The sequence below is a fragment of the uncultured Maribacter sp. genome, assembly GCF_947496775.1.
Lineage (GTDB): Bacteria > Bacteroidota > Bacteroidia > Flavobacteriales > Flavobacteriaceae > Maribacter_B.
In genome coordinates this window covers 216,808-236,858 of record NZ_CANMDU010000001.1, presented here as the reverse complement: position 1 = coordinate 236,858, position 20,051 = coordinate 216,808, and the positions used below count along the sequence as shown (strand labels likewise).

Sequence of the window (20,051 nt, the reverse complement as noted above, 5' to 3'; positions counted from 1 at the left end):
AAACGCAGTATGTTCAAAAAAGTAATATTAGCAGAAGATTTTCAAGGAGAAAATCATGGTATCGCTGAAACCTTACATGAAAAATTGGCCATTGAAGAATTGCAAAACGAGTTGTATTGCGATAAGGTATTTACAAGATTAAAAGTAGCACTGAAGAATAATGCTCCATTTGAGTTATTGGTTACCGATTTGTTTTTTGAAGAAGACCATATTGACCGAAAAATAACTTCTGGGAGAGAACTCATAAAAGCAGCAAGAGCATTGCAGCCCAATCTAAAAATTATTGTGCATTCTATGGAGAACAACCCGTTACAAATCAACACCCTTTTTAAAGAACATAAAATTAACGGTTATGTATGTAAGGGGCGTAACGGAATGATTGAATTGGTCAATGCTATTAATGAAGTGTTTCATAACAGGACTTATGTATCGCCACAAGTTAATTTAACTGCTGCGAACAATACTATTGAATTGGATGATTTTGATAGATCTATATTGAAAGAACTCGCTAACGGGCTTACGAAAAAAGAAGTCTCTGATAAGTTTAAAAGGGAAAATAAAACTCCTAATAGTGAAAGTACTATTGATAAAAGAATAAGCAAGCTTTATGATGAGTATGAAACCAAGAACACTACAAGTTTACTATTTAAACTAGCGAAAGAAGGAAAAATTTAACATTTAAGCTTTCTTAAAAACTTCAATATTTAAACAAATTTAAATCCCTTACAGATATCTGTAAGGGATTCTTTTTTTATGGGGGTATGTTTGGAGTGTTATTAATTATAAATAGGAATAGTATGGACAAATGGGAATTTTACAAAGATGTTAGTAATGAATGGAGATGGAGAAGAACTGCTCTAAATGGACGAATTGTTGGAGCTTCAACACAGGGTTATGTTAACAAATCGGATTGTATTGATAATGCAAAACGACATGGTTATAAAGGTTAAGATATGGATTATAAAGTAGTGCCTTTAGAACCTAGTTTTGATGTTAAAGCATCTACATCCAAAGATGCATCAGATTATTTAGAAAGGTTTATTAATCATTATGATAATGAGGGGTGGAAATATGTTAGAGTAGAGGTGATTTCAACGTATGTTTCTGGAGAAAATGGGTGTTTTGGAATCGGAGCTACTCCTGGATATACTACTAATAAACAAATGGTTGTTTTTAAGAAAGCATGATAAAGCATTTCTTTCTAATTTTTATTCGATTCTATTGGGTGTTAATTCCTGAATCGAAACGCAGAAAATGTATTTTCAGAGAGTCATGCTCCAAGCATGTTTTTGAGGTTACTTCTAAAAGTGGTTTTTGGAAAGGGGTAAAGGCATTCAAATTTAGATATAAAAATTGTAGACAAGGGTATCAAATATTTCAGAACCCAATCAATAATAAAATTCACCTGATATTACCAAATAGAGATATTATCAATGAAGAAAATATAGCAAAAAGATTATTAAAATAAGACACCATGGAAATCCAAAACCAACTAAAAGCAATCGCAGATAAAATAAACACTCTCAAAGGTAAAATAGATACCGAGGAATCTACTAAACATGCTTTTGTATTACCATTTATAAATGCCTTGGGTTATGATACTTTTAATCCAACTGAGGTAGTACCGGAGTTTACAGCCGATATTGGACTTAAAAAAGGCGAAAAGGTCGACTATGCTATATTTCAAAATGAAAAGCCCATTATTATAATTGAGTGTAAAAATTGGAAAGAAAACCTCAATGCGCATAATTCACAGCTATTTCGGTATTTTCATGCATCAAAAACTCGATTTGCATTACTAACTAACGGTATTGATTATCGTTTTTACACCGATTTAGATGCTACCAATAAAATGGATGAAAAACCATTTTTAGAATTCAATATCACCAATTTAAAAGAAGCTACAATACATGAAATTGCAAAATTTCAAAAAGCTAATTTTGATGTTGAAAAAATAGTAGATAATGCAAGCTCCTTAAAATATACTAAGGAACTTAAAAAAGTTATAGCTAATCACCTGCAAACCCCTTCTGTAGATTTAGTAAAACTATTAGCAAAGGAAGTATACTCTGGAATATTAACAAAACGTGTTACAGAAGAATTTACCGATTTGGTAGGCAAAGCATTTAACCAAACAATTAGCGATAAAGTTAATAACCGTTTAAATGCAGCCCTAAATAAAGAAACCGAAAAGCAACAAGAAGAGATTGAAGAAATAAAGGAAGAAAGTAAAATTATAACTACAGAGGAAGAGCTAGAGGCTTATGGAATTGTGGTCGCCATTTTAAGACGAGTGCTACCTACTCATAGAATTGCACATAGAGATACCCAGTCTTATTTTGGAATATTATTGGATGATAATAATAGAAAACCTTTATGTAGGCTTCATTTAAATGGAGGAAACAAATACATAGGTGTTTTTCAAGAAGATACTGGGGAAACTAGAATGCCAATAGAATCTATAGACGATATATACCAATTTGAAGAACAACTTTTAGAAACAGCAAATTGGTATGAAAAGGAATAAAACCGTAAAGAATGGTATGCTGTTTTTAACAATTGCATTGCTATTGTTCTCTTTTAAACCAGAAACACAAGTATACATCTGTAATACAAAAAGCAGTAAAAAATACCATTATTCTAAGTCTTGTCGTGGCCTATCTAGATGTTCTGCATCCATAGAAGATGTTACTATAAAAAAAGCAAAAGCATTAGGTAGAACTCTCTGCGGTTGGGAGGATTAAAATAAAACTACTTTTTAAACACTATATAATTTTTGCAATTTTCATTAACAGTTGCAGAATTATGTAATATAAGTAGACGTTGCTTGCTTACTAAGGAGGAGCTCGGGGGAACTACCAAGTTAGTGGGCAGGTTTTTTTAGAATAGGGGGTAACACTATTCTATAATATGGATATATACGTGATAAAATACGTTTATCCAATTGTTGTGTATAATATTGAAGAACTTTCGGAAATAATATTACAATTAAGGAAAGTGGTAAGGCTTTTATTAACCAATTATTGACATTAAAATCTTAATCTCTAAATATAAATAAACAAGAATGAAAAAGACATTACTTAGATTGACGCTCATCGGAATTTTAACTTCTTGTTCTGGGCCTTTGGATAAAAAGTATAATGAAGATACTCTTTCTCAAGATGCTAAAGAAATTAAAAAAGATGGAGACTTGACGGAAAAGGAAGTTCAGGTTATGGCTGGATGGATTGTTCGAGCAAAAATGAAAGATGAAAAGCTAGAAGGCAAAACCTACAGAGAAATTCTTGAAGAAGCTAAAGATTATAAAAAGGAACAAGAAGAACTTACTGAAAAAACAAAACGACAAGAAGAAGAAAAAAGACAGAGATTGGGTTCTGCATTGACGGTAGCTATGTACGACAAGGGTTACCAAAAATATGACTATGAAGACTACTTAACTTATAGTTTGGCTTTTGAAAACAAAACAGACAAAGATATTAGAGCTTTTAAAGGAAGCATTTCAATAAACGATTTATTTGATACTAAAATTACATCTGTAAGCTTGACAATTGACGACCCTATAGAGGCAGGAACTATTTTTAAAGGAACTTACACAACAGATTACAATCAATTCAGCGATGAGGATAAGCGGATACGAAATAAAGAATTAGCTGATTTAAAAGTCGTATGGACACCTGATAAAATCATATTTGCAGACGGTTCAACACTCGAATAAAAACTGTAGATAATGGTTATGAGTAATATGTTATTAGTCACTTAATCTAAAATCAACAATAGTAATCAACCAAAAAAAAATATGAAGGCATTAGGATTTAACTTTGCAAAAAATGAATTTAGCTTTGCAATACTTGAAAAAATAGCAAGTGAACCAACAATAATCGAAAAGAACAAAATTGTCCTACCAAATTTAGAAACTGACGAATTAATGGAATGGTTTGAAACTCAAATATCATTAATTATAGACAAACACCATCCAGATGTTATTTCACATAAAATATCAATTTCAATATCATCATTAGCTCAAATAAAAAGTTCTTGCTATCCTCAAGGGATTTTGAATTTGATAGCAAAAAAGAAAGGAATTAAAATAAATTCTTTTTCATCTCAAGGAATAAATGCAACTAAATTTGGAGAACCAAAGAAAACTGATGTTTACAAATATATTGACCCAATAATAGGTATACACAAACCCTATTGGAATAAAGCAATGAAAGATGCTGTTTTAGTGGCTTGGTTTAATATTTTATAAATGGCTGTAGAGCAATTAGATAAATTTCAAATTATTACCCATATAGGTAGTGGTAACTTTGGAAACGTATTTTTATGTTATGATCCATTCTTACAAAAAGAGATTGCAGTAAAAGTAATAAAAGTAACTAATCCAAATAAGTTTGTAAATGCAGTTAAAGAAGGTCAAACTTTAGACGTTTGTAGACATAAACACATAGTGGATGTTAAAGATGTTCGCTCTATAATTTTTAAAGGAGAGCAAGTTGTAATTATAGTAATGGAGTACCTTTCAAAAGGTTCTATTCAAAAGCATATCGAAAAAAGATTTATAACAGTAAAAGATTCTTGTCGAATAATTCAACAAACTCTTTTAGGACTTGAACATGCACATAATAATAACGTTCTTCACAAAGATATAAAACCAGCAAATATATTGTTTGGCGATTTGAACGAAATAAAACTTTCAGATTTTGGATTAGCAATTAATTATCACTCTGAACCAAGTAATATAGATGGATATAGACCACACCAACCTTTAGAAGTAATTGAAGGAAATCCAATGGACAGAATTTCTGATATTTATGGGACAGGAATTACTTTTTACCGACTTTTGAACAATACAAATAAATTGGATTTTGTATTTACTAGTTTTGAAGAATGGGAAAAAGCTGTGAAACAAGATAAATTTCCGCCAAGAATATTTTTGCCACATATTCCCAAAAAAATAATTAAAATTTTAAAAAAATCAATTCATAAAAGAAAAGGAACGAGATATCAAAATTGTAATGATTTTCGACAAGCGATAGACAAATTAAATTTTGATATTGATTGGGTGCAAGTTGACGAAAATTATTGGACTGGTCATTCTAATGGGAATAATTACGAAATGGTTAAGTTGAAGAAAAGAAATGGATGGACGATTGATTTCAAAAAGAATGGAATTAGAAAAACAGAAAACTGTTGCAAAGGAGTACCTGAAGACAAAGTAAAATCAGAATTTTTTGAAGTAATAAGAAAAACAACATTAAGATAAAACTCAGTAACCAACTATTTCTCCTATGAAAAGCCCTAGTCTAGTTTTTTGCACCAACGAGGTTAAAATAAAACTGAAAAGTTAAGATAAACAGGCAAATGATCTGATAGTTTTCTGGCATTTGTTAAATTTTCGCAAAAGCTTACAAAGTCAATTACGCTGCTTTCTGTTTTAATAATGTTCTTGGAATAAAAAATATTATCTATAGCATGGTTTAGGTAATTATTTTTGTTACAGGCTTTTTTTAGAGTTGTTTTTTTACCCAAAACAGCAGGAGCGTAGCCACTATTTTTTAAAGAGTTAAAAACAACATCCTTCTCATTTACATTAAAATCGCCTGCCAAAATAAGAGGACTTTTAAATGTTTTTATACAATAGTTAGTTAAGGCTGTTATTTCGGACTGCGGATTTTTATTAAAAGGCCTAGAATGAAAATTTAGTACGGACAGTTTTTTGCCATTAATATAAAAATCTAGCAGAAAAGGTTCTCTGTCTATCTCTTTTTCCAGCTCCTTAATTAATCTACCTCTGTTTTTTATTTTAATATGTTTTGTCTTCCAAACAAAGGCGTAGCGTTCTGCCACGTATTTTGGGCTATTGGTTGGGTTACTAATTACATAATCCCATTTACTTCCTTTTCTGTTTAAAATAGCGGTAAGTTTTGCTACAGCTTGTGCACCACCATAACCCGCTACTACTTCTTGGATAGCAACAATATCTGCTCCTTTAATAATATCTGCAATTTTTTCTAGTTCACCGCTGTTTTTAGTTTTCCCAAAGTCTTGAATATTCCAGGAAATTAAGTGGAGTTGTTTAGATTGAGAGAACAAACTATGTTGAAAAAGTAAGAAGGCTAGGAGTATTATTTTTTTTAGCATTATTAAGAATTTTAACATTGCTAAATTAAAAATATTAAGTGTCGTATGTGTTACGGATTTCTGTAATACTTTATGTAAACATGGTTTTTAAGATTTATTAAATACGCTTTTTTAAAACCTACCTTCAAAACTTAATATTTTCATTATTACGAATATAGATATGGATAGTATTGTGCAAACAACTGCAGCTAATGTATCTTCTTTATGAAGTTCTTTTTTAACTTTAAGTAGTACGGTTTTCATGCTTTCCTATGTTTTTCTCTATAATCGAGGTATATAATTGTTTCTCGCAGGTTTCTAGCCATTTTAATGTACTACAAAGTTATTCGGTTAGCTATATATAGAATAAAGTACTCTATAAAATGAAGTCTTATAATGATAAGGTGTTTGTATGTTGATTTTAATCTAGAATAAAAACATTAAAGCGATTTTATTTTTTTAATAAACAAGACGGGGTATAGGGCATGAGAAAAAATGTGGTGTTAGTATCGGTGGTATGGAGGATTAACTTTGTTGTTCACTAAAGCTTACGTACTGTAAATGCAACAGGTTGTACATGTAGTACAGGCGCTTTAGAAACAACGAAGCCCGATCAAGTAAACTTGTCGGACTTCTTAAGTTCTAAATCGCAAACCTGTTGCGTTTAATCGTGGAGCCGGAGGGATTCGAACCCTCGTCCAAACAAGTAATTAAAATACTTTCTACATGCTTAGTTTCTACTTGGTTTTCGATATGTACCTGACTAGAAACCGCCCAATACATACTTAGCTTCTTTACCTTTTAGTGATACTGCCAAAGCAACAATATCCTTATATCGACATTTATGGTGCCCCGAGTTGAATCGCCGTCGACAGAGGCTATTCAGGGACATCTCGCTTCTCTACCTAGTAGAGACGAGGCTAATCTTACTATAATTCAGATTAAGCGGCAAGAGCGTAATTATTTTCGCCTATTAAAAGTGTGATATATGAGATTAACGAGCCATATAACAAAGCTCGGCATGCTTATATTCCAATTAGTCTCGCTGTCAAAACCAGTCGGCCCCTTAACGCTTATTAGGTGCATAAAAACACCTTTAAACATTATTTTTTTCAATGAACTTTGCTCTATATTTGTATCCTTATATAGTACTGTATACACAATATATATGGGATTTTATTATAAGGAGCCAGCAAAGGTAGTTCAAAAAGTATTCCAAAAAAAAGTTTTGTTTCTGCAGTTCAATTTTGTTACATTTGAAACTTTTGTTAAAATATAAGTTATAAAAATATATTTATGAAATTCGGAGTTATTCAAGAACGAAAAAATCCACCGGACCGTCGTGTTGTTTTATCACCAGAAGCTTGCAAAGAAGTAATTAGCAAGTTTAATGATGCTAAGATTTTAGTAGAACCTTCTTCAATTCGTGTATTTAAAGATGCTGAGTATGCTAATGTGGGGTTGCCTATCTCTACTAATATGGAGGAATGCGATGTGTTGATTGGTGTAAAAGAAGTTCCTATGGAGTCTCTAATTCCGAATAAAAAATATTTCTTTTTCTCCCATACCATAAAAAAACAACCATATAATAGGGAGTTATTGCGCACCATGTTGCAAAAGAATATAGAAATGTACGACCATGAGGTAATTACAAATAGCAAAGAGCAACGTGTTGTGGCTTTTGGAAGGTATGCCGGAATTGTAGGAGCGTATAATGGTTTTAGGGCTTATGGTTTAAAATACAATGCTTTTGAGTTACCGAAAGCAGAAAATTTAAAAGACCAAGAAGATTTAATAAATCATCTAAGAAAAATAAAACTGCCGAACATAAAAATTATGCTAACCGGAAAGGGTAGAGTAGGGAATGGTGCAAAAGAAATGTTAGATGCTATGCATATAACCAAGGTAAATGTAAAAGAGTACTTACAGGATGATTTTTTGGAGCCTGTGTATTGCCAGATTGATGCATCGGAATATAATAAACGCAAAGACGGTATACGTGGAAATAAAGCAGATTTTTTTACAAATCCAGAGGAGTATAAAACGAATTTTACACGTTTCACTAAAGTAACAGACTTTTATATCGCCGGTCATTTTTATGGGGATGGTGCGCCATATTTGTTTAGCAGAGAAGATGCAAAACATCCAGATTTTAAAATTAAAGTTGTGGCCGACGTAAGTTGCGATATAGACGGTCCTGTGGCTTCCACTATAAGATCATCTACTATTGCAGACCCTATTTATGGGTATAATGCGGAATCAGAATCAGAAGTAGATTTTAAAGAGACTAATGCAATTGCAGTAATGGCGGTTGATAATTTACCTTGCGAACTCCCAAGAGATGCGAGTATTGGTTTTGGAAAAGCCTTTGTTAAACATGTGATTCCCGCTTTTTTTAATGATGATAAGGATGGTGTTTTGGAAAGAGCAAGAATGACAAAAGAAGGAAAGTTAACCCAAAGGTATGCCTATTTGCAGAATTATGTGGATGGTAAAGAATAAGGGAAGAATTTTATTGCCACCAGTGGAATTAATATCACAATTATTGTATAGAAATGTTTAAAGCTATTTCATCTAATATCTTGTGAGTATTGCCCATCGCTATTTACTGGGGTGCCTAATAAATGGTTTAAGAATTATAAAAGATACCCACATAAAACTACCAAAACCAAGCGTCCATAACCATGCTTCCCATAGGAAAAGACATTTGTAAATACAGTAGAATAATACCTTTGGGCGGGCCACTATATCCCAAGAGTTAAAGCGTAAAAAGCGACCAATAAAAATACCAAAACCGCTCAAGTAACAGCTGCTCAATAAAGTGATGTTAGCTATTTTTTGATTAAATTTCTTGGTGAGAGAATGAAACATGTCTACCATTGAAAGTGTTCCTAATAGAACACCATTTAATGCAAAAATAAAAAGCATAAATAGATCTACCCACATGGTAGAAATTCCAGTTTCTAAATGAATAAAGTCCGTTATTATATAAGGACTATTTGGTAAAAAGAGTATCCATAATACAAATAGAACTGCTAAGGCTATGTTAGACGAATTTACTTTCGAATTATAACGTATAATTTTAGAAACGATTAACGGTAAAATTGCTAAAAAAAGATTCCATAATAAGAATGTAAAAAGTATTGTTTGTGTAGTAGTTACTCGGTAAATTAGGACCAAAGTTCCTAATAGAGATAACAATGCTAATCTTCGGTAATACGGGTTAATAGGTAAGAATGTATACTTCATTTTTTGAAAATTAAGATCTGGGTACGTATAAAACGTTTATTGTTTATTTTTGTTGTAAGAAAAAACCTTCTTTTTTTATAAAAAAATGGGAATCTATTATACTGTTGAAATGAAATAAATATATAGTCCTGCTATGGGCCAGTTAAACAGTAATAAGAATAGAACAGTAATATGTTCTTGCATTTTCTTTGGTTCTGTAAGCATATTTATTAGTATAGTAAACATTGCAATGGCATTACTAAGTATAAAAAAGCAAAAAAATAAGATACCAAAACCAATAACAAAATCTTGTTTTGAGATTAGGAGTAATAGGAATATAATATTACCTAAAGCAAAACATATAGCAGTCAACTTTACTATTTTTTGGTGGTGTTTAAGTGTAAAATAACTCATTGTTTGTTGTTGTTATCTGTTAACTGATACAGCGTATATTCTTGCCAGGTTCTTTCGGATTCTTTTTTTAAAAAAGAGGAGTATTTTGCGTTTATACGTTCAAAATCTTTCTCTTTTATTTTTCCTTTGTTTTGTGAAGAATACGTATGTAACTGCTTACTATTGGTTACTCCTAGTTGTATTAAATAGGTTATGTCAGGGTTATATATTTGCGTTAAGTTATATTCTGTTATTGCTTTATCCCACGGTATTAGAGCACTAATAAAAAGGCAAGAAAATAGTATGGTAATATTGGTGCGTAAGAGGAAATAAAAGTTTTTTAATTGGTTAACTTTTATATAGGTTGTAATAAGACCAATGAGTGTAAGTAATATATATACGAAAACACCAATACGCTTATAAGTTAAACCCAAAGCTTCTACATATTGATAGTTCTTAATGCAGGTAAATAATGCTAAAATGACATTGAGACCTATCCAAAGGAATGTTAGGGTCTTTAATTGCTTATTCTTTTTATAAAAATTTAAGTTTCCTCTAAAGAAATAAAGAATTAAAATTATAGCACAGATAATAGAAAACATTAAAGCGTAGACTCCTTGATGCACAGAGGAGGAATAAGAAACTTTTATGCTAGAATTTTCTTGGAGTAAATAAATAACATCTGTAGTTAAGAAAAATACTAATAATACATTTAGAGCAATAAATATAATACTCCCTAAGGTGTGCTCTTCTTTTACTTTTTTTAGAGTTTTTAATGAAAACGATTGTATAGGTTTTTCGAGGTTATTTCCTATTTTTTCATCTTGTTCTATGAGGTCCTTAGGGTTATAAGGACGTAAAATATGTTGAAATAAAACATAGCCAATAAACGTAAAAAACAACCAAGGAACACTTATGAAATCGAAACTTATCTGCGTGAGTACTTCATTAAAAACGGGATTAGCATTTTTGTATAATAAAGAGAATGCAAAAAGAAGAAGAATTGCGGCAATAATGCCCTTTATATAGTTTATAGTTGTGTTTGAAATTTCTTTTTTAGTAGTTTCTGTACCTTTAGTACGTTCATTATAGTTAATTGCTGAAGCAACTATCATATTCATGACTCCTATAGACCAAGAAAGATAAATAGGACTATTCGGAGCTATAGATTTTCCTATAAACAGAAGAAATGCCATTGCATGAACAAAAATGGTATAGTTTGTAGGGGTTATAAAAACAAGTAGTGCGCTTAGCAAATAAATAGTTGGGAATTTCCAAGAAGTATAGTGCTCTTTTTTCAAAGCCATTAATAGACTAACTATAAGAATAGAAATTAAAAATAAATTTAAACCGAAGCTTTTACTGTAAAATAATATGCTAAAGGCCAATGCAGATAAAATAGATTTAATATGTGTATTCATAAGATGATGATTTTATTGAATTTTAAAGGTGGATTTTATTTTTTCTATAGGGTGTTGTAGCATTTTTAAAAAGTTTAGTTGGTAGAAGGGGAGTGCTATTTTCCCTCTTTGGTAGGCTCTGTAGAATAAAGTAATGTAATCAGGGAATAATATAGTTCCTAATACTATGACTGTTATTAAATAGATACTACGCTTACCATTTCCTAAAAGATAATATTGCATGCTAATTTCTTCTGGAACAGAAGTGCCCGTGTTGGTAAGTACATGAAACACATCATGACTTTCTAATTTGGGTTCTATCCGAAAATTATTAGTCTTTAGAAATAGTCCCAGTTGCTGGCCTAATGTTCCTTGAGGATAGGACTGTAGTTTAGCCGTTGAAATGTGCCATGGGGTATTGTTTTTCATAAATTTTTGATATGGTTTTTTACTCCATTCATATAGTAACTCTAATATTTTCTCTCTCATAGTTTATTTGAAAGTACTTTGAATTTCAAAGTAGATGAATAAAAAAAAAGGTTTTCACTTTCGTATTAATTTTTCTAAAGCATTAATATGTTTTGTAAATGCCGCTTTTCCTAGTGGGGTTGCAGAGTACCTTGTATTAGGTTTTCTACCTATAAACTGTTTTTCTACTTTAATGTAATCTTCTTTTTCTAGAGCCTTTGTATGGCTAGCCAAATTACCATCTGTTGCTCCCAACATTTCTTTTAGCATTTTAAAATCGGCATAATCATTTACCATAAGAATAGACATTATGCCTAATCTTATTCTATGATCAAAAGCTTTATTTATATTGTCTATTAAACTCATGGTATTATTTTTCGTCTTTAAAATACATCAAAGCTCCATAAAATATATGGAAAACACCAAAGCCTAAAGCCCAAAAATAAAGTCCATAGCCAATAAATTGTGTAGCAATTAAACCAATAATAATGTTTGTATAACCTAAATAACGTACTTTACCCAAAGTATACTTACTTGCATTAACACATGCAAGTCCATAAAAAATTAAAGTAGTAGGAGCAACCAAACCAGCAATTTCTTGCTGTATTAACACAAAACAAAATAAGCCTCCAATAAGTAAGGGGACACCAAAATTAATTAACAAACGCCTGCTAGAGACATCCCACATTTTTTCACCACTTTTTTTTGCTTTGTTATACGTTAAAATAATTCCGGTTACAGTTGCGGCTAGAATAACACTAAATGCAATGATTAGTAATTTAATAGCTAATGCCGAGAAACCATATACCTGACTAAATTCTGTTCTGGTAAGAATTTCACTCGAGTCGGAACTATATATGTAATAATCCATATTAGATTTAGCAAGAAAGGCACCTATGAGTGCGTATATACCAGCCAATATTCCAGATAGTCCACTTAAGGACATGAATCGAGAAGAACGACTCATCATATTCTTTATTTCAGAGATATCTTCTAAGTATTTATTTTGCTTCATTTTTAAAGTACTTTGAAATACAAAGTTAATATTATTTTATTAGCAAACAATTATTTTTTGTTTTTTAATTCGGATTAAAATTTTACATTTAGTTATGAACCCTGCAGAGAACTATATTATTAATCAATCAGAACCCTTTAGAAGTATCTTATTACATCTACAATGGATAATAGAAAGTACTATTCCAGGTATAGAGTTAAAATATAAATATAAAATACCTTTTTATTATGTGGATGGTAGACCCTTTTGCTATTTAAATAAGAGTAAAAGTGAAAATTATGTAGATGTAGGTTTTTGGAATTCGGCGCATTTAACCGTCCACACAGAATTATTGGTAACCGCAGGTAGAAAAGTAATGAAATCCATACGCTATACTACTTTAGAAGAGATAGAAGACACTATTTTAAAAGAGGTTCTTGACGATGCGTACCAAGTTCGATATAAAAAGTTTTGGAAATAAAAGTATAAATGTAATGTAGTATTATTTCTTATTCTGCTTTTTTGAAAATTATAAGGGAATTATTTTGAATGCTAGTTACATATTTAAATAATTCTTTAAGCGCTGAGTAATTTTCAGCCTCTAAATGAGTTTTATTTAATGTTAAATCAAAGGACAAAGCAATGTTATTCGAGTTTTGCTGCGTTGAAAAACGGAGAAGACCATAATTATCTCCGAATTTTATGTTTTTATTATTAGGTAATTCATGTACCATGTAACCAAGTGGTTTTTCTATATTTATCATGTAGGTATATCTCCTTTTATATCCAAAATCTACCGGAAAGTTTCGTTCCTCACTTAAAAAAGGATTCTTTTTGAAAAATTTCACAAGAAAAGGATTTAGATAAACCATCTTTTCTTTAAAGCTATTCTCCAGTTCAAACGTAAGTATTTCGTGTGTTTTTAGAGGAGTATTTTTTTCTTCATCAAAAAGATAATCTGTAATTACAAAATCATCAGAAATGCTTTCTTCTAGTTGATTAAGATATTCTTCCTCGTTTATCTCATTCTTTTCTTCATGTTTACTAATTCCTCTATATCCGGTATTAACAATTCTTAAAGTACCATTTGTTTTTTTAGTGGTTGGGTTAAGTTTTATTTCACCTATAACGGCTTCTCTACTTCCATGTTTAGGGGTTATTTTTTTCCAAGAACTTTCATTCTTAAAATCCATAACACGACCATAGTGGTTTAATGCTCTAAATGGTAATGAGCCAAATGGCATATACTTGTTAGTGGCATCTAGCAAATAGGTTTCTCCTTTAATTTCTGTTTTGGCAAGTATGTAATTAAAATCATTCATAACCGGATGCGTGGTTTTAGGAAGACCACTCTGTCTTGTAGAAATAAGCATCATTTTAGAAGGTATTCCGGCAGCATTTAGTAAATTAATGAGCGACATATTTATTTCCCAGGCATTTCCTTTTTTGGAATTAAAAGCTTCCTTAACACGAGCTCTTCCGTAAGAAGAATATTTACCATCCCATGTAAAGTGGTTTTGTATAAAACCGTATATTTTTTTAGCTCTTTCTAAAGAGTCTTTCTCACTAGTTAGTAAACTTGTCGGGACATTTTTTTCAAAGAAATTCTTTTTGGTCAGTTGCCTACCAAAGTCTTTATCGGTTCTAAATTCTTTGTCTACATCTTTCCATGATTTGGTGTATTTGTGATTTAAACCGTCAAAACGACGATGCTCCGAAAGTTCAAATTCAATTTTAGATATGTAATTAGATGCTGCGAGCATGTATTCTTCTTCCTCATTAAAAGCAGGAACATCTTTCATTACATATTTTAAAACCTCGCAATCTGCGGGTTCAGGGTATCCGTCTACGTAGAAACAATCTTTTTTAATAGAAGCATCATTTGTGTTTAAAGAAAGAGGGCCTTTTAATACTCTATTGTATAAGTAATTACCTGGTATTTTAGCGTTAAATTCACTATAGATTTTAGGAATATTAGATTGAAATTCCCATCCATTAAAATTAAAAATGTAAGGAGATATTTGTTTGTATTTGTATTCTAAAATACTTCCTTCTTTTATATTAGGAAAAGTAAAAGTAGTTTCTTTCCATCTTTCAGATAGATCTTTTGTGTATATTTTATTCTGTTGAAGAATTGTTTTAATTCCTTCATTGTGGGTAATAGCTTTTAGTTCTTTTAGACTTTCTCTACTGTCATTATTATGGTATAGATTTATGGAAATAGTGCCATTATCGAAACCTTTTTTGTTTAAGATTTTAATTTTTACATGATAATCTTTAACTAACCTTACATAGCCATTTATTATTTCAAAATAATTGTCTCCTCTTTCATAAAGGACTACTGCATTTGCAGTTGAATCTTTATCATAGGTTGTTAATTGTTTTTCGGAAAAAAGCAATTCGCCAAAAGGGTGGCCTTTTTTTTTCTGAGAAAACAAAAATGTAGTAAAAGTAATAGATAATAGAAGAAAGAATTTAATGCGCACTTTGAGTAAATTTTAAATTACGCACCAAATATAGAATTTCTTACAATAAATTAACCGTTTTCCTAATAGAAACTAAATTAGTTAATAACCCTTCTAAATAATTTAAATGTAGCATATTGGCGCCATCACTTTTAGCATTAGCTGGGTCGAAATGTGTTTCCATAAAAATACCATCAGCGCCAGTTACGATACCCGCACGGGCAATTGTTTCAATCATATCTGGTCTGCCTCCAGTAACTCCCGAAGATTGGTTGGGTTGTTGTAAGGAGTGGGTAACATCTAATACCACAGGAGCAAATTGTTTCATAGTTGGTATGCCTCTAAAATCTACCACCATATCTTGATAGCCAAACATAGTTCCACGATCTGTAACCATTACTTGTTGGTTTTTAGAATCGGTTACTTTGGTCACCGCATGTTGCATGCTTTCAGGACTCATAAATTGTCCTTTTTTTAAATTTACAACTTTTCCAGTTTTTGCAGCAGCAACTACCAAATCTGTTTGACGGACTAAAAAAGCAGGAATTTGAAGAATATCTACATATTGAGCAGCTCTTTCTGCATCTTCATTAGTGTGTATGTCGGTTACTGTAGGAACATGAAAAGTTTCAGATACTTTGCGTAAAATTTTCAATGCCTTTTCATCCCCAATACCTGTAAAAGAATCTACTCTACTACGGTTTGCTTTTTTAAAACTACCCTTAAATACATAAGGTATTTTAAGAGCATCAGTAACAGAAACTATTTTTTCAGCAATTCGTAATGCCATATCTTCTCCTTCAATAGCACAGGGACCAGATAAAAGAAAAAAGTTGTTGCTGTTAGTATGTTTAATTTGCGGTATTAGGTCTAGTTTCATTTTCTTACAATTAAGTTCGCAAAGATACAATTTCTATAGAGGAGAAGGATGGTATGCACCAGGACAAGTTTTAATATTTTTGGTAGACTTCTCTAATTTAAAAAATAGAGAATCTTGTAATAAATGGAACTGTCTCATAGTCAGTTAGATAAAAATAGTGTAACTATTTGCTAGCTTCATAAAAATAAAGGTATCTTTGCACGCTTAAAATAGCATATATTAAGCTATTAAATAATTTAATTTTATGTCAACAACAAAAAACATCGCAATTATTGCGCACGTAGATCACGGTAAAACTACCTTGGTAGATAAGATTATGTATCACTGTCAATTGTTTCGCGAGAATCAGAATACAGGAGATTTAATTTTGGATAATAATGATTTAGAACGTGAACGTGGTATTACTATTACCTCTAAAAACGTTTCTGTTGTTTATAAAGACACAAAGATTAATATTATAGATACTCCTGGTCACGCCGATTTTGGTGGTGAGGTAGAACGTGTACTAAACATGGCAGATGGAGTTTTGTTGTTGGTAGATGCTTTTGAAGGTCCTATGCCGCAGACGCGTTTTGTATTACAAAAAGCAATAGATTTAGGTTTAAAACCTTGTGTGGTAGTAAACAAAGTAGATAAAGAAAACTGTACTCCAGAAGAAGTGCATGAAAAAGTTTTTGATTTAATGTTTGAGTTAGGTGCTGAAGAATGGCAGCTAGATTTTCCAACGGTATACGGTTCAGCTAAAAACAATTGGATGAGCGACGATTGGAAAAAAGAAACTGAAAATATAGAACCATTATTAGATATGGTTATTGAGCATATCCCAACTTTTGAGCCAAAAGAAGGGAATACGCAAATGCTAATTACTTCTTTAGATTTTTCTTCTTTTACAGGGCGTATTGCTATCGGAAGGTTACAGAGAGGTACTTTAAAAGAAGGGCAACAAGTTTCTTTGGTAAAAAGAGATGGGTCTATGGTAAAATCTAAAATAAAAGAACTTTTTGTTTTTGAAGGTTTAGGAAAACTAAAAGTACAAGAAGTTGCAACAGGTGATATTTGTGCTATTACAGGTATTGAAGGGTTTGAAATTGGGGATACTGTTGCGGATTTAGAAAATCCAGAAGGATTAAAGACTATTGCTATTGATGAGCCAACCATGAGTATGTTGTTTACCATTAATGATAGTCCGTTCTTTGGTAAAGATGGTAAGTTTGTAACTTCGAGACATATTAATGAAAGATTACAAAAGGAACTAGAAAAGAATTTAGCCTTACGTGTAAATGAAACCGATAGTGCAGATAAGTTTTTAGTTTTTGGTCGTGGGGTACTACACCTTTCTGTATTAATAGAAACTATGCGTAGAGAAGGGTACGAGTTACAAATAGGGCAACCGCAAGTTATTATAAAAGAAATAGACGGGGTTAAATGCGAACCTATGGAATCTTTAACTATAGATTTACCGGAAAGCGTTTCAGGAAAAGCCGTAGAATTTGTTTCTATGCGTAAAGGGGAAATGACTAGTATGGAAGCTAAAGGAGATCGTATGGTTTGTGAGTTTTTAATTCCATCTAGAGGTATTATAGGTTTACGTAACCAACTTTTAACTGCTACAGCTGGTGAGGCAATTATGGCACACCGTTTCTTAGAGTATCAACCAATGAAAGGAGAAATTCCTCAGAGGCAAAACGGATCTTTAGTTTCTATGGAGACTGGTAAAGCTATTCCTTATTCTATAGATAAATTACAAGATAGAGGTAAGTTTTTTGTAGATCCTGGAGAAGATATTTATGAAGGACAAGTAATTGGCGAAAATTCTAGAGGGGATGATATGACTGTAAATATCACTAAAACTAAAAAGCTCTCTAACGTACGTTCTTCTGGGGCAGATGATAAAGCGAAAATTGTTCCGGCTATTAAATTTTCTTTAGAAGAAGCCTTAGAATACATTCAGAAAGATGAATATGTTGAGGTTACTCCAAGTCATTTAAGATTACGTAAAATTTACTTAACAGAGAATGAGCGTAAGCGTAATAAAATTGCGTAAACGTTTTATAGATAAAAAAGCTCCAAATTATTTAATTTGGAGCTTTTTTAGTTTTAATATGTATCTGTTAATCTTTCGGAGCTTGGTGTAATGCGGCTGCAGCTGCACCAATAATACCAGCATGGTTTTGTAATTCAGAAGGAATTACAGGAGTATCTATTGTAATACACTCGCGATATTTTTCAAAGTGTTTGGAAGAGCCGCCTCCTAAAATAATTAAATCGGGACAGGTAATAATTTCTACCAAACTTAAAAATTTATTAAATCGTTTACCCCATTTTTTATAGCTAAGGTCTTCACGTTCTTTCGCAGAATTAGCAGCCCAGAGTTCTATTTTATCATATTCTTTATATGGTATTTGTCCTAGCTCAAAATTAGGAATTAATTCACCATCTAAAAACATACCGCTACCAAGACCAGTACCAATAGTAATCATAACTACAAGGCCTTTCTTATTTTTGCCAATGCCGTAATTCATGGTAGCGTATCCCGCAGCATCTGCGTCGTTAATTACAGTTACAGGTAGTCCTGTTATCTCGCTAAAAAGTTCATGTATGTTTACGTTTAACCAAGAAGCATCTAAATTACCAGGAGATTTGCATACACCATGCTTTACAATGCTTGGAAAACCACATCCGATAGGACCGTTATAGTTAAAATGCTCTGCAATTTCTTTAATAACCTTTGCCATATCTTTAGGCTTTCTTCCTTTAGGTGTAGGGATTCTAAACCTCTTGGTGGTCATTTCTCCAGTTTCTACATTTACTATAGCTCCTTTCATTCCGGAGCCACCTATATCAATACCTAATACTTCCATGAATTTTTATTAGTTCGTGTAACAAAGTAACGAAAAGAATTAGAAAAAGATTGTTTGCATAGTTTAATTTAAAGAATCCGTAGTTGGTTCTATAAAATAATCAATGGAGTTTAAAGAATGGTTTGGGTCTATTATATCTAATATTTTATCTATTAAAATTCCAAAAGAACTAAGCGTATTTAGCTGTTTGTTTTTTCCAATTGCGCTAGAAATAGTTTCGTCTCTATTGCCAAATTTATAACCACCTTTTTTAATCCATAAAGCATTTAATAGGTGTTGCATTAATACATTACCCAATTGGTCTATGGATATTGCTATTTTTAAAAGATATTCTCCAATACCAATTATTCCATTTTTAAAAAGCTTATGACAAAAGCCATATATAAGACCTAATGGACCTGTAATAAGGAATAAAATTACAGATATAATAAAAAGAAGAATTCCTATAAAAGGGTTAACTTTTTTGATGTTTGTTTTTTCTTTTCGGGTCACCATATAAAGAAGGCTTGTAGTAATTTTTATAATAGGAGTTACACAGCTTTTTGAACTACTTCAAAGACTTTGTTAGCATCACATTTAAGGGTTTTTGCGGGGTATTTTAAAATAAGAGCATAATCATGGGTAGCCATAAGTATGGTTCTGCCTGCTTTATTAATTTCTTGTAAAACCTTCATAACTTCCACACTGGTTTGGGGGTCAAGATTCCCTGTAGGTTCATCGGCAATAATAAGTTCAGGATCATTTAATAGAGCTCTTGCGATAGCAATTCTTTGTTGTTCACCACCAGAAAGTTCATGCGGAAATTTAAATCCTTTGGTTTTCATGCCTACCTTATCTAAAACTTTTTCTATTTGTTGTTTCATTTTGCTTTGGTCTTTCCAACCAGTAGCTTTTAAAACAAAAAGTAAATTTTTATTAATGGTTCTATCTGGTAGTAACTTAAAGTCCTGAAAAACAATCCCAATTTTTCTTCTTAAATATGGAATATCTTTTTCTTTAAGGTTTTTTAGATTAAAGTCTACTATAGTTCCAGAACCTTGTTTTAGGGGTAAATCGCCATAAAGTGTTTTCATAAAACTACTTTTGCCACTCCCTGTTTTGCCAATTAAGTATACAAATTCTCCTTTTTGAACTTTTAAACTAACCTCATTCAGGATTAAACTTTCCTTTTGAAAAATAGCTACATTATCAAGTTCTAAAATATTCTCTTCCATAATTGGTATTGTTGATATAAAAGTAATA

At 31.5% G+C, this 20,051-nt stretch carries 24 protein-coding genes and 1 other RNA gene; 12 read left to right on the top strand and 13 right to left on the bottom strand.

Going from position 1 to position 20,051, the window contains the following annotated elements; genetic code table 11:
* The first annotated feature begins 9 nt into the window (after positions 1-9).
* The 9 genes from Q0856_RS01115 to Q0856_RS01075 all read left to right on the top strand — a co-directional run bounded on the left by Q0856_RS01115 (position 10) and on the right by Q0856_RS01075 (position 5,263).
* Positions 10-675, top strand: coding sequence for a DNA-binding response regulator (locus Q0856_RS01115; RefSeq protein WP_298501826.1), 666 nt, complete (start codon positions 10-12; stop codon positions 673-675).
* Positions 676-797: 122 nt separating this feature from the next.
* Entirely contained in the window at positions 798-950 is a 153-nt protein-coding gene (locus Q0856_RS01110) for a DUF1508 domain-containing protein (RefSeq protein ID WP_298501820.1), read from the top strand.
* A gap of 3 nt (positions 951-953) precedes the next feature.
* Positions 954-1,187 carry a hypothetical protein gene (locus tag Q0856_RS01105; RefSeq protein WP_298501817.1) on the top strand — a complete coding sequence of 78 codons (234 nt, stop codon included), beginning with the start codon at positions 954-956 and terminating at the stop codon, positions 1,185-1,187.
* On the top strand, positions 1,184-1,468 hold the full coding sequence (yidD, locus tag Q0856_RS01100; protein ID WP_298501815.1) for a membrane protein insertion efficiency factor YidD: 285 nt from the start codon (positions 1,184-1,186) through the stop codon (positions 1,466-1,468). Before Q0856_RS01105 ends, yidD begins: the two co-directional genes overlap by 4 nt.
* Positions 1,469-1,474: 6 nt before the next feature.
* A complete protein-coding gene (locus Q0856_RS01095; RefSeq protein ID WP_298501814.1) occupies positions 1,475-2,527 on the top strand; it encodes a type I restriction endonuclease in 1,053 nt (350 codons plus the stop codon).
* Positions 2,514-2,744, top strand: coding sequence for a hypothetical protein (locus Q0856_RS01090; protein WP_298501810.1), 231 nt, complete (start codon positions 2,514-2,516; stop codon positions 2,742-2,744). The genes Q0856_RS01095 and Q0856_RS01090 overlap by 14 nt, the downstream gene beginning before the upstream one ends.
* 320 nt (positions 2,745-3,064) lie before the next feature.
* Positions 3,065-3,715 carry a hypothetical protein gene (locus Q0856_RS01085; RefSeq protein WP_298501807.1) on the top strand — a complete coding sequence of 217 codons (651 nt, stop codon included), beginning with the start codon at positions 3,065-3,067 and terminating at the stop codon, positions 3,713-3,715.
* A gap of 81 nt (positions 3,716-3,796) precedes the next feature.
* Positions 3,797-4,249 carry a hypothetical protein gene (locus Q0856_RS01080; RefSeq protein ID WP_298501804.1) on the top strand — a complete coding sequence of 151 codons (453 nt, stop codon included), beginning with the start codon at positions 3,797-3,799 and terminating at the stop codon, positions 4,247-4,249.
* A complete protein-coding gene (locus Q0856_RS01075) occupies positions 4,250-5,263 on the top strand; it encodes a serine/threonine-protein kinase (RefSeq protein ID WP_298501800.1) in 1,014 nt (337 codons plus the stop codon).
* 62 nt (positions 5,264-5,325) lie between these two features.
* Here Q0856_RS01075 and Q0856_RS01070 read toward each other — a convergent pair whose 3' ends face one another.
* The 3 genes from Q0856_RS01070 to ssrA all read right to left on the bottom strand — a co-directional run bounded on the left by Q0856_RS01070 (position 5,326) and on the right by ssrA (position 7,186).
* A complete protein-coding gene (locus tag Q0856_RS01070; RefSeq protein ID WP_298501795.1) occupies positions 5,326-6,141 on the bottom strand; it encodes an endonuclease/exonuclease/phosphatase family protein in 816 nt (271 codons plus the stop codon).
* Positions 6,142-6,252: 111 nt separating this feature from the next.
* Positions 6,253-6,384 carry a hypothetical protein gene (locus Q0856_RS01065; protein ID WP_298473089.1) on the bottom strand — a complete coding sequence of 44 codons (132 nt, stop codon included), beginning with the start codon at positions 6,382-6,384 and terminating at the stop codon, positions 6,253-6,255.
* A 404-nt stretch (positions 6,385-6,788) separates the two neighbouring features.
* Positions 6,789-7,186: a transfer-messenger RNA gene (ssrA, locus tag Q0856_RS01060) on the bottom strand.
* A 230-nt stretch (positions 7,187-7,416) separates the two neighbouring features.
* Between ssrA and Q0856_RS01055 the strand changes: the two genes are divergently transcribed.
* Positions 7,417-8,622: an NAD(P)-dependent oxidoreductase gene (locus Q0856_RS01055; RefSeq protein WP_298501793.1), complete on the top strand. Its 1,206-nt coding sequence runs from the start codon at positions 7,417-7,419 to the stop codon at positions 8,620-8,622.
* 99 nt (positions 8,623-8,721) lie between these two features.
* On the opposite strand, the gene Q0856_RS01050 is transcribed toward Q0856_RS01055, so the two are convergent.
* The 5 genes from Q0856_RS01050 to Q0856_RS01030 form a co-directional block, all read right to left on the bottom strand.
* Positions 8,722-9,369, bottom strand: a complete 648-nt coding sequence (locus tag Q0856_RS01050; RefSeq protein ID WP_298501790.1) for a DUF1361 domain-containing protein — start codon at positions 9,367-9,369, stop codon at positions 8,722-8,724.
* 389 nt (positions 9,370-9,758) lie between these two features.
* Positions 9,759-11,162: a DUF4173 domain-containing protein gene (locus tag Q0856_RS01045; protein WP_298501788.1), complete on the bottom strand. Its 1,404-nt coding sequence runs from the start codon at positions 11,160-11,162 to the stop codon at positions 9,759-9,761.
* 12 nt (positions 11,163-11,174) lie between these two features.
* Positions 11,175-11,630, bottom strand: a complete 456-nt coding sequence (locus Q0856_RS01040; RefSeq protein ID WP_298501785.1) for a hypothetical protein — start codon at positions 11,628-11,630, stop codon at positions 11,175-11,177.
* 54 nt (positions 11,631-11,684) lie between these two features.
* A complete protein-coding gene (locus Q0856_RS01035; protein ID WP_298501782.1) occupies positions 11,685-11,975 on the bottom strand; it encodes a transcriptional regulator in 291 nt (96 codons plus the stop codon).
* Between the two features lie 4 nt (positions 11,976-11,979).
* A complete protein-coding gene (locus tag Q0856_RS01030; RefSeq protein WP_298473061.1) occupies positions 11,980-12,624 on the bottom strand; it encodes a hypothetical protein in 645 nt (214 codons plus the stop codon).
* A 94-nt stretch (positions 12,625-12,718) separates the two neighbouring features.
* On the opposite strand from Q0856_RS01030, the gene Q0856_RS01025 reads away from it, so the two are divergent.
* Entirely contained in the window at positions 12,719-13,084 is a 366-nt protein-coding gene (locus tag Q0856_RS01025; protein ID WP_298473058.1) for a DUF1801 domain-containing protein, read from the top strand.
* A 28-nt stretch (positions 13,085-13,112) separates the two neighbouring features.
* Here the strand turns inward: Q0856_RS01025 and Q0856_RS01020 are convergent, their stop codons facing one another.
* Positions 13,113-15,089, bottom strand: coding sequence for a DUF3857 domain-containing protein (locus tag Q0856_RS01020; protein WP_298501780.1), 1,977 nt, complete (start codon positions 15,087-15,089; stop codon positions 13,113-13,115).
* Between the two features lie 40 nt (positions 15,090-15,129).
* The gene (gene kdsA, locus Q0856_RS01015) at positions 15,130-15,948 is read right to left on the bottom strand and encodes a 3-deoxy-8-phosphooctulonate synthase (RefSeq protein ID WP_298501777.1); all 819 of its coding nucleotides are present in this window, start codon (positions 15,946-15,948) and stop codon (positions 15,130-15,132) included.
* Positions 15,949-16,192: 244 nt separating this feature from the next.
* Between kdsA and typA the strand changes: the two genes are divergently transcribed.
* The gene (gene typA / locus Q0856_RS01010) at positions 16,193-17,992 is read left to right on the top strand and encodes a translational GTPase TypA (protein WP_298473050.1); all 1,800 of its coding nucleotides are present in this window, start codon (positions 16,193-16,195) and stop codon (positions 17,990-17,992) included.
* A 67-nt stretch (positions 17,993-18,059) separates the two neighbouring features.
* On the opposite strand, the gene ppgK is transcribed toward typA, so the two are convergent.
* The 3 genes from ppgK to Q0856_RS00995 all read right to left on the bottom strand — a co-directional run bounded on the left by ppgK (position 18,060) and on the right by Q0856_RS00995 (position 20,023).
* Positions 18,060-18,809 (bottom strand): polyphosphate--glucose phosphotransferase, encoded by a 750-nt coding sequence (gene ppgK, locus Q0856_RS01005; protein ID WP_298473048.1) that lies wholly within the window; start codon positions 18,807-18,809, stop codon positions 18,060-18,062.
* A 63-nt stretch (positions 18,810-18,872) separates the two neighbouring features.
* Positions 18,873-19,304, bottom strand: a complete 432-nt coding sequence (locus Q0856_RS01000) for a hypothetical protein (RefSeq protein WP_298473046.1) — start codon at positions 19,302-19,304, stop codon at positions 18,873-18,875.
* 35 nt (positions 19,305-19,339) lie between these two features.
* On the bottom strand, positions 19,340-20,023 hold the full coding sequence (locus Q0856_RS00995; protein ID WP_298473044.1) for an ATP-binding cassette domain-containing protein: 684 nt from the start codon (positions 20,021-20,023) through the stop codon (positions 19,340-19,342).
* Positions 20,024-20,051 lie beyond the last annotated feature (28 nt).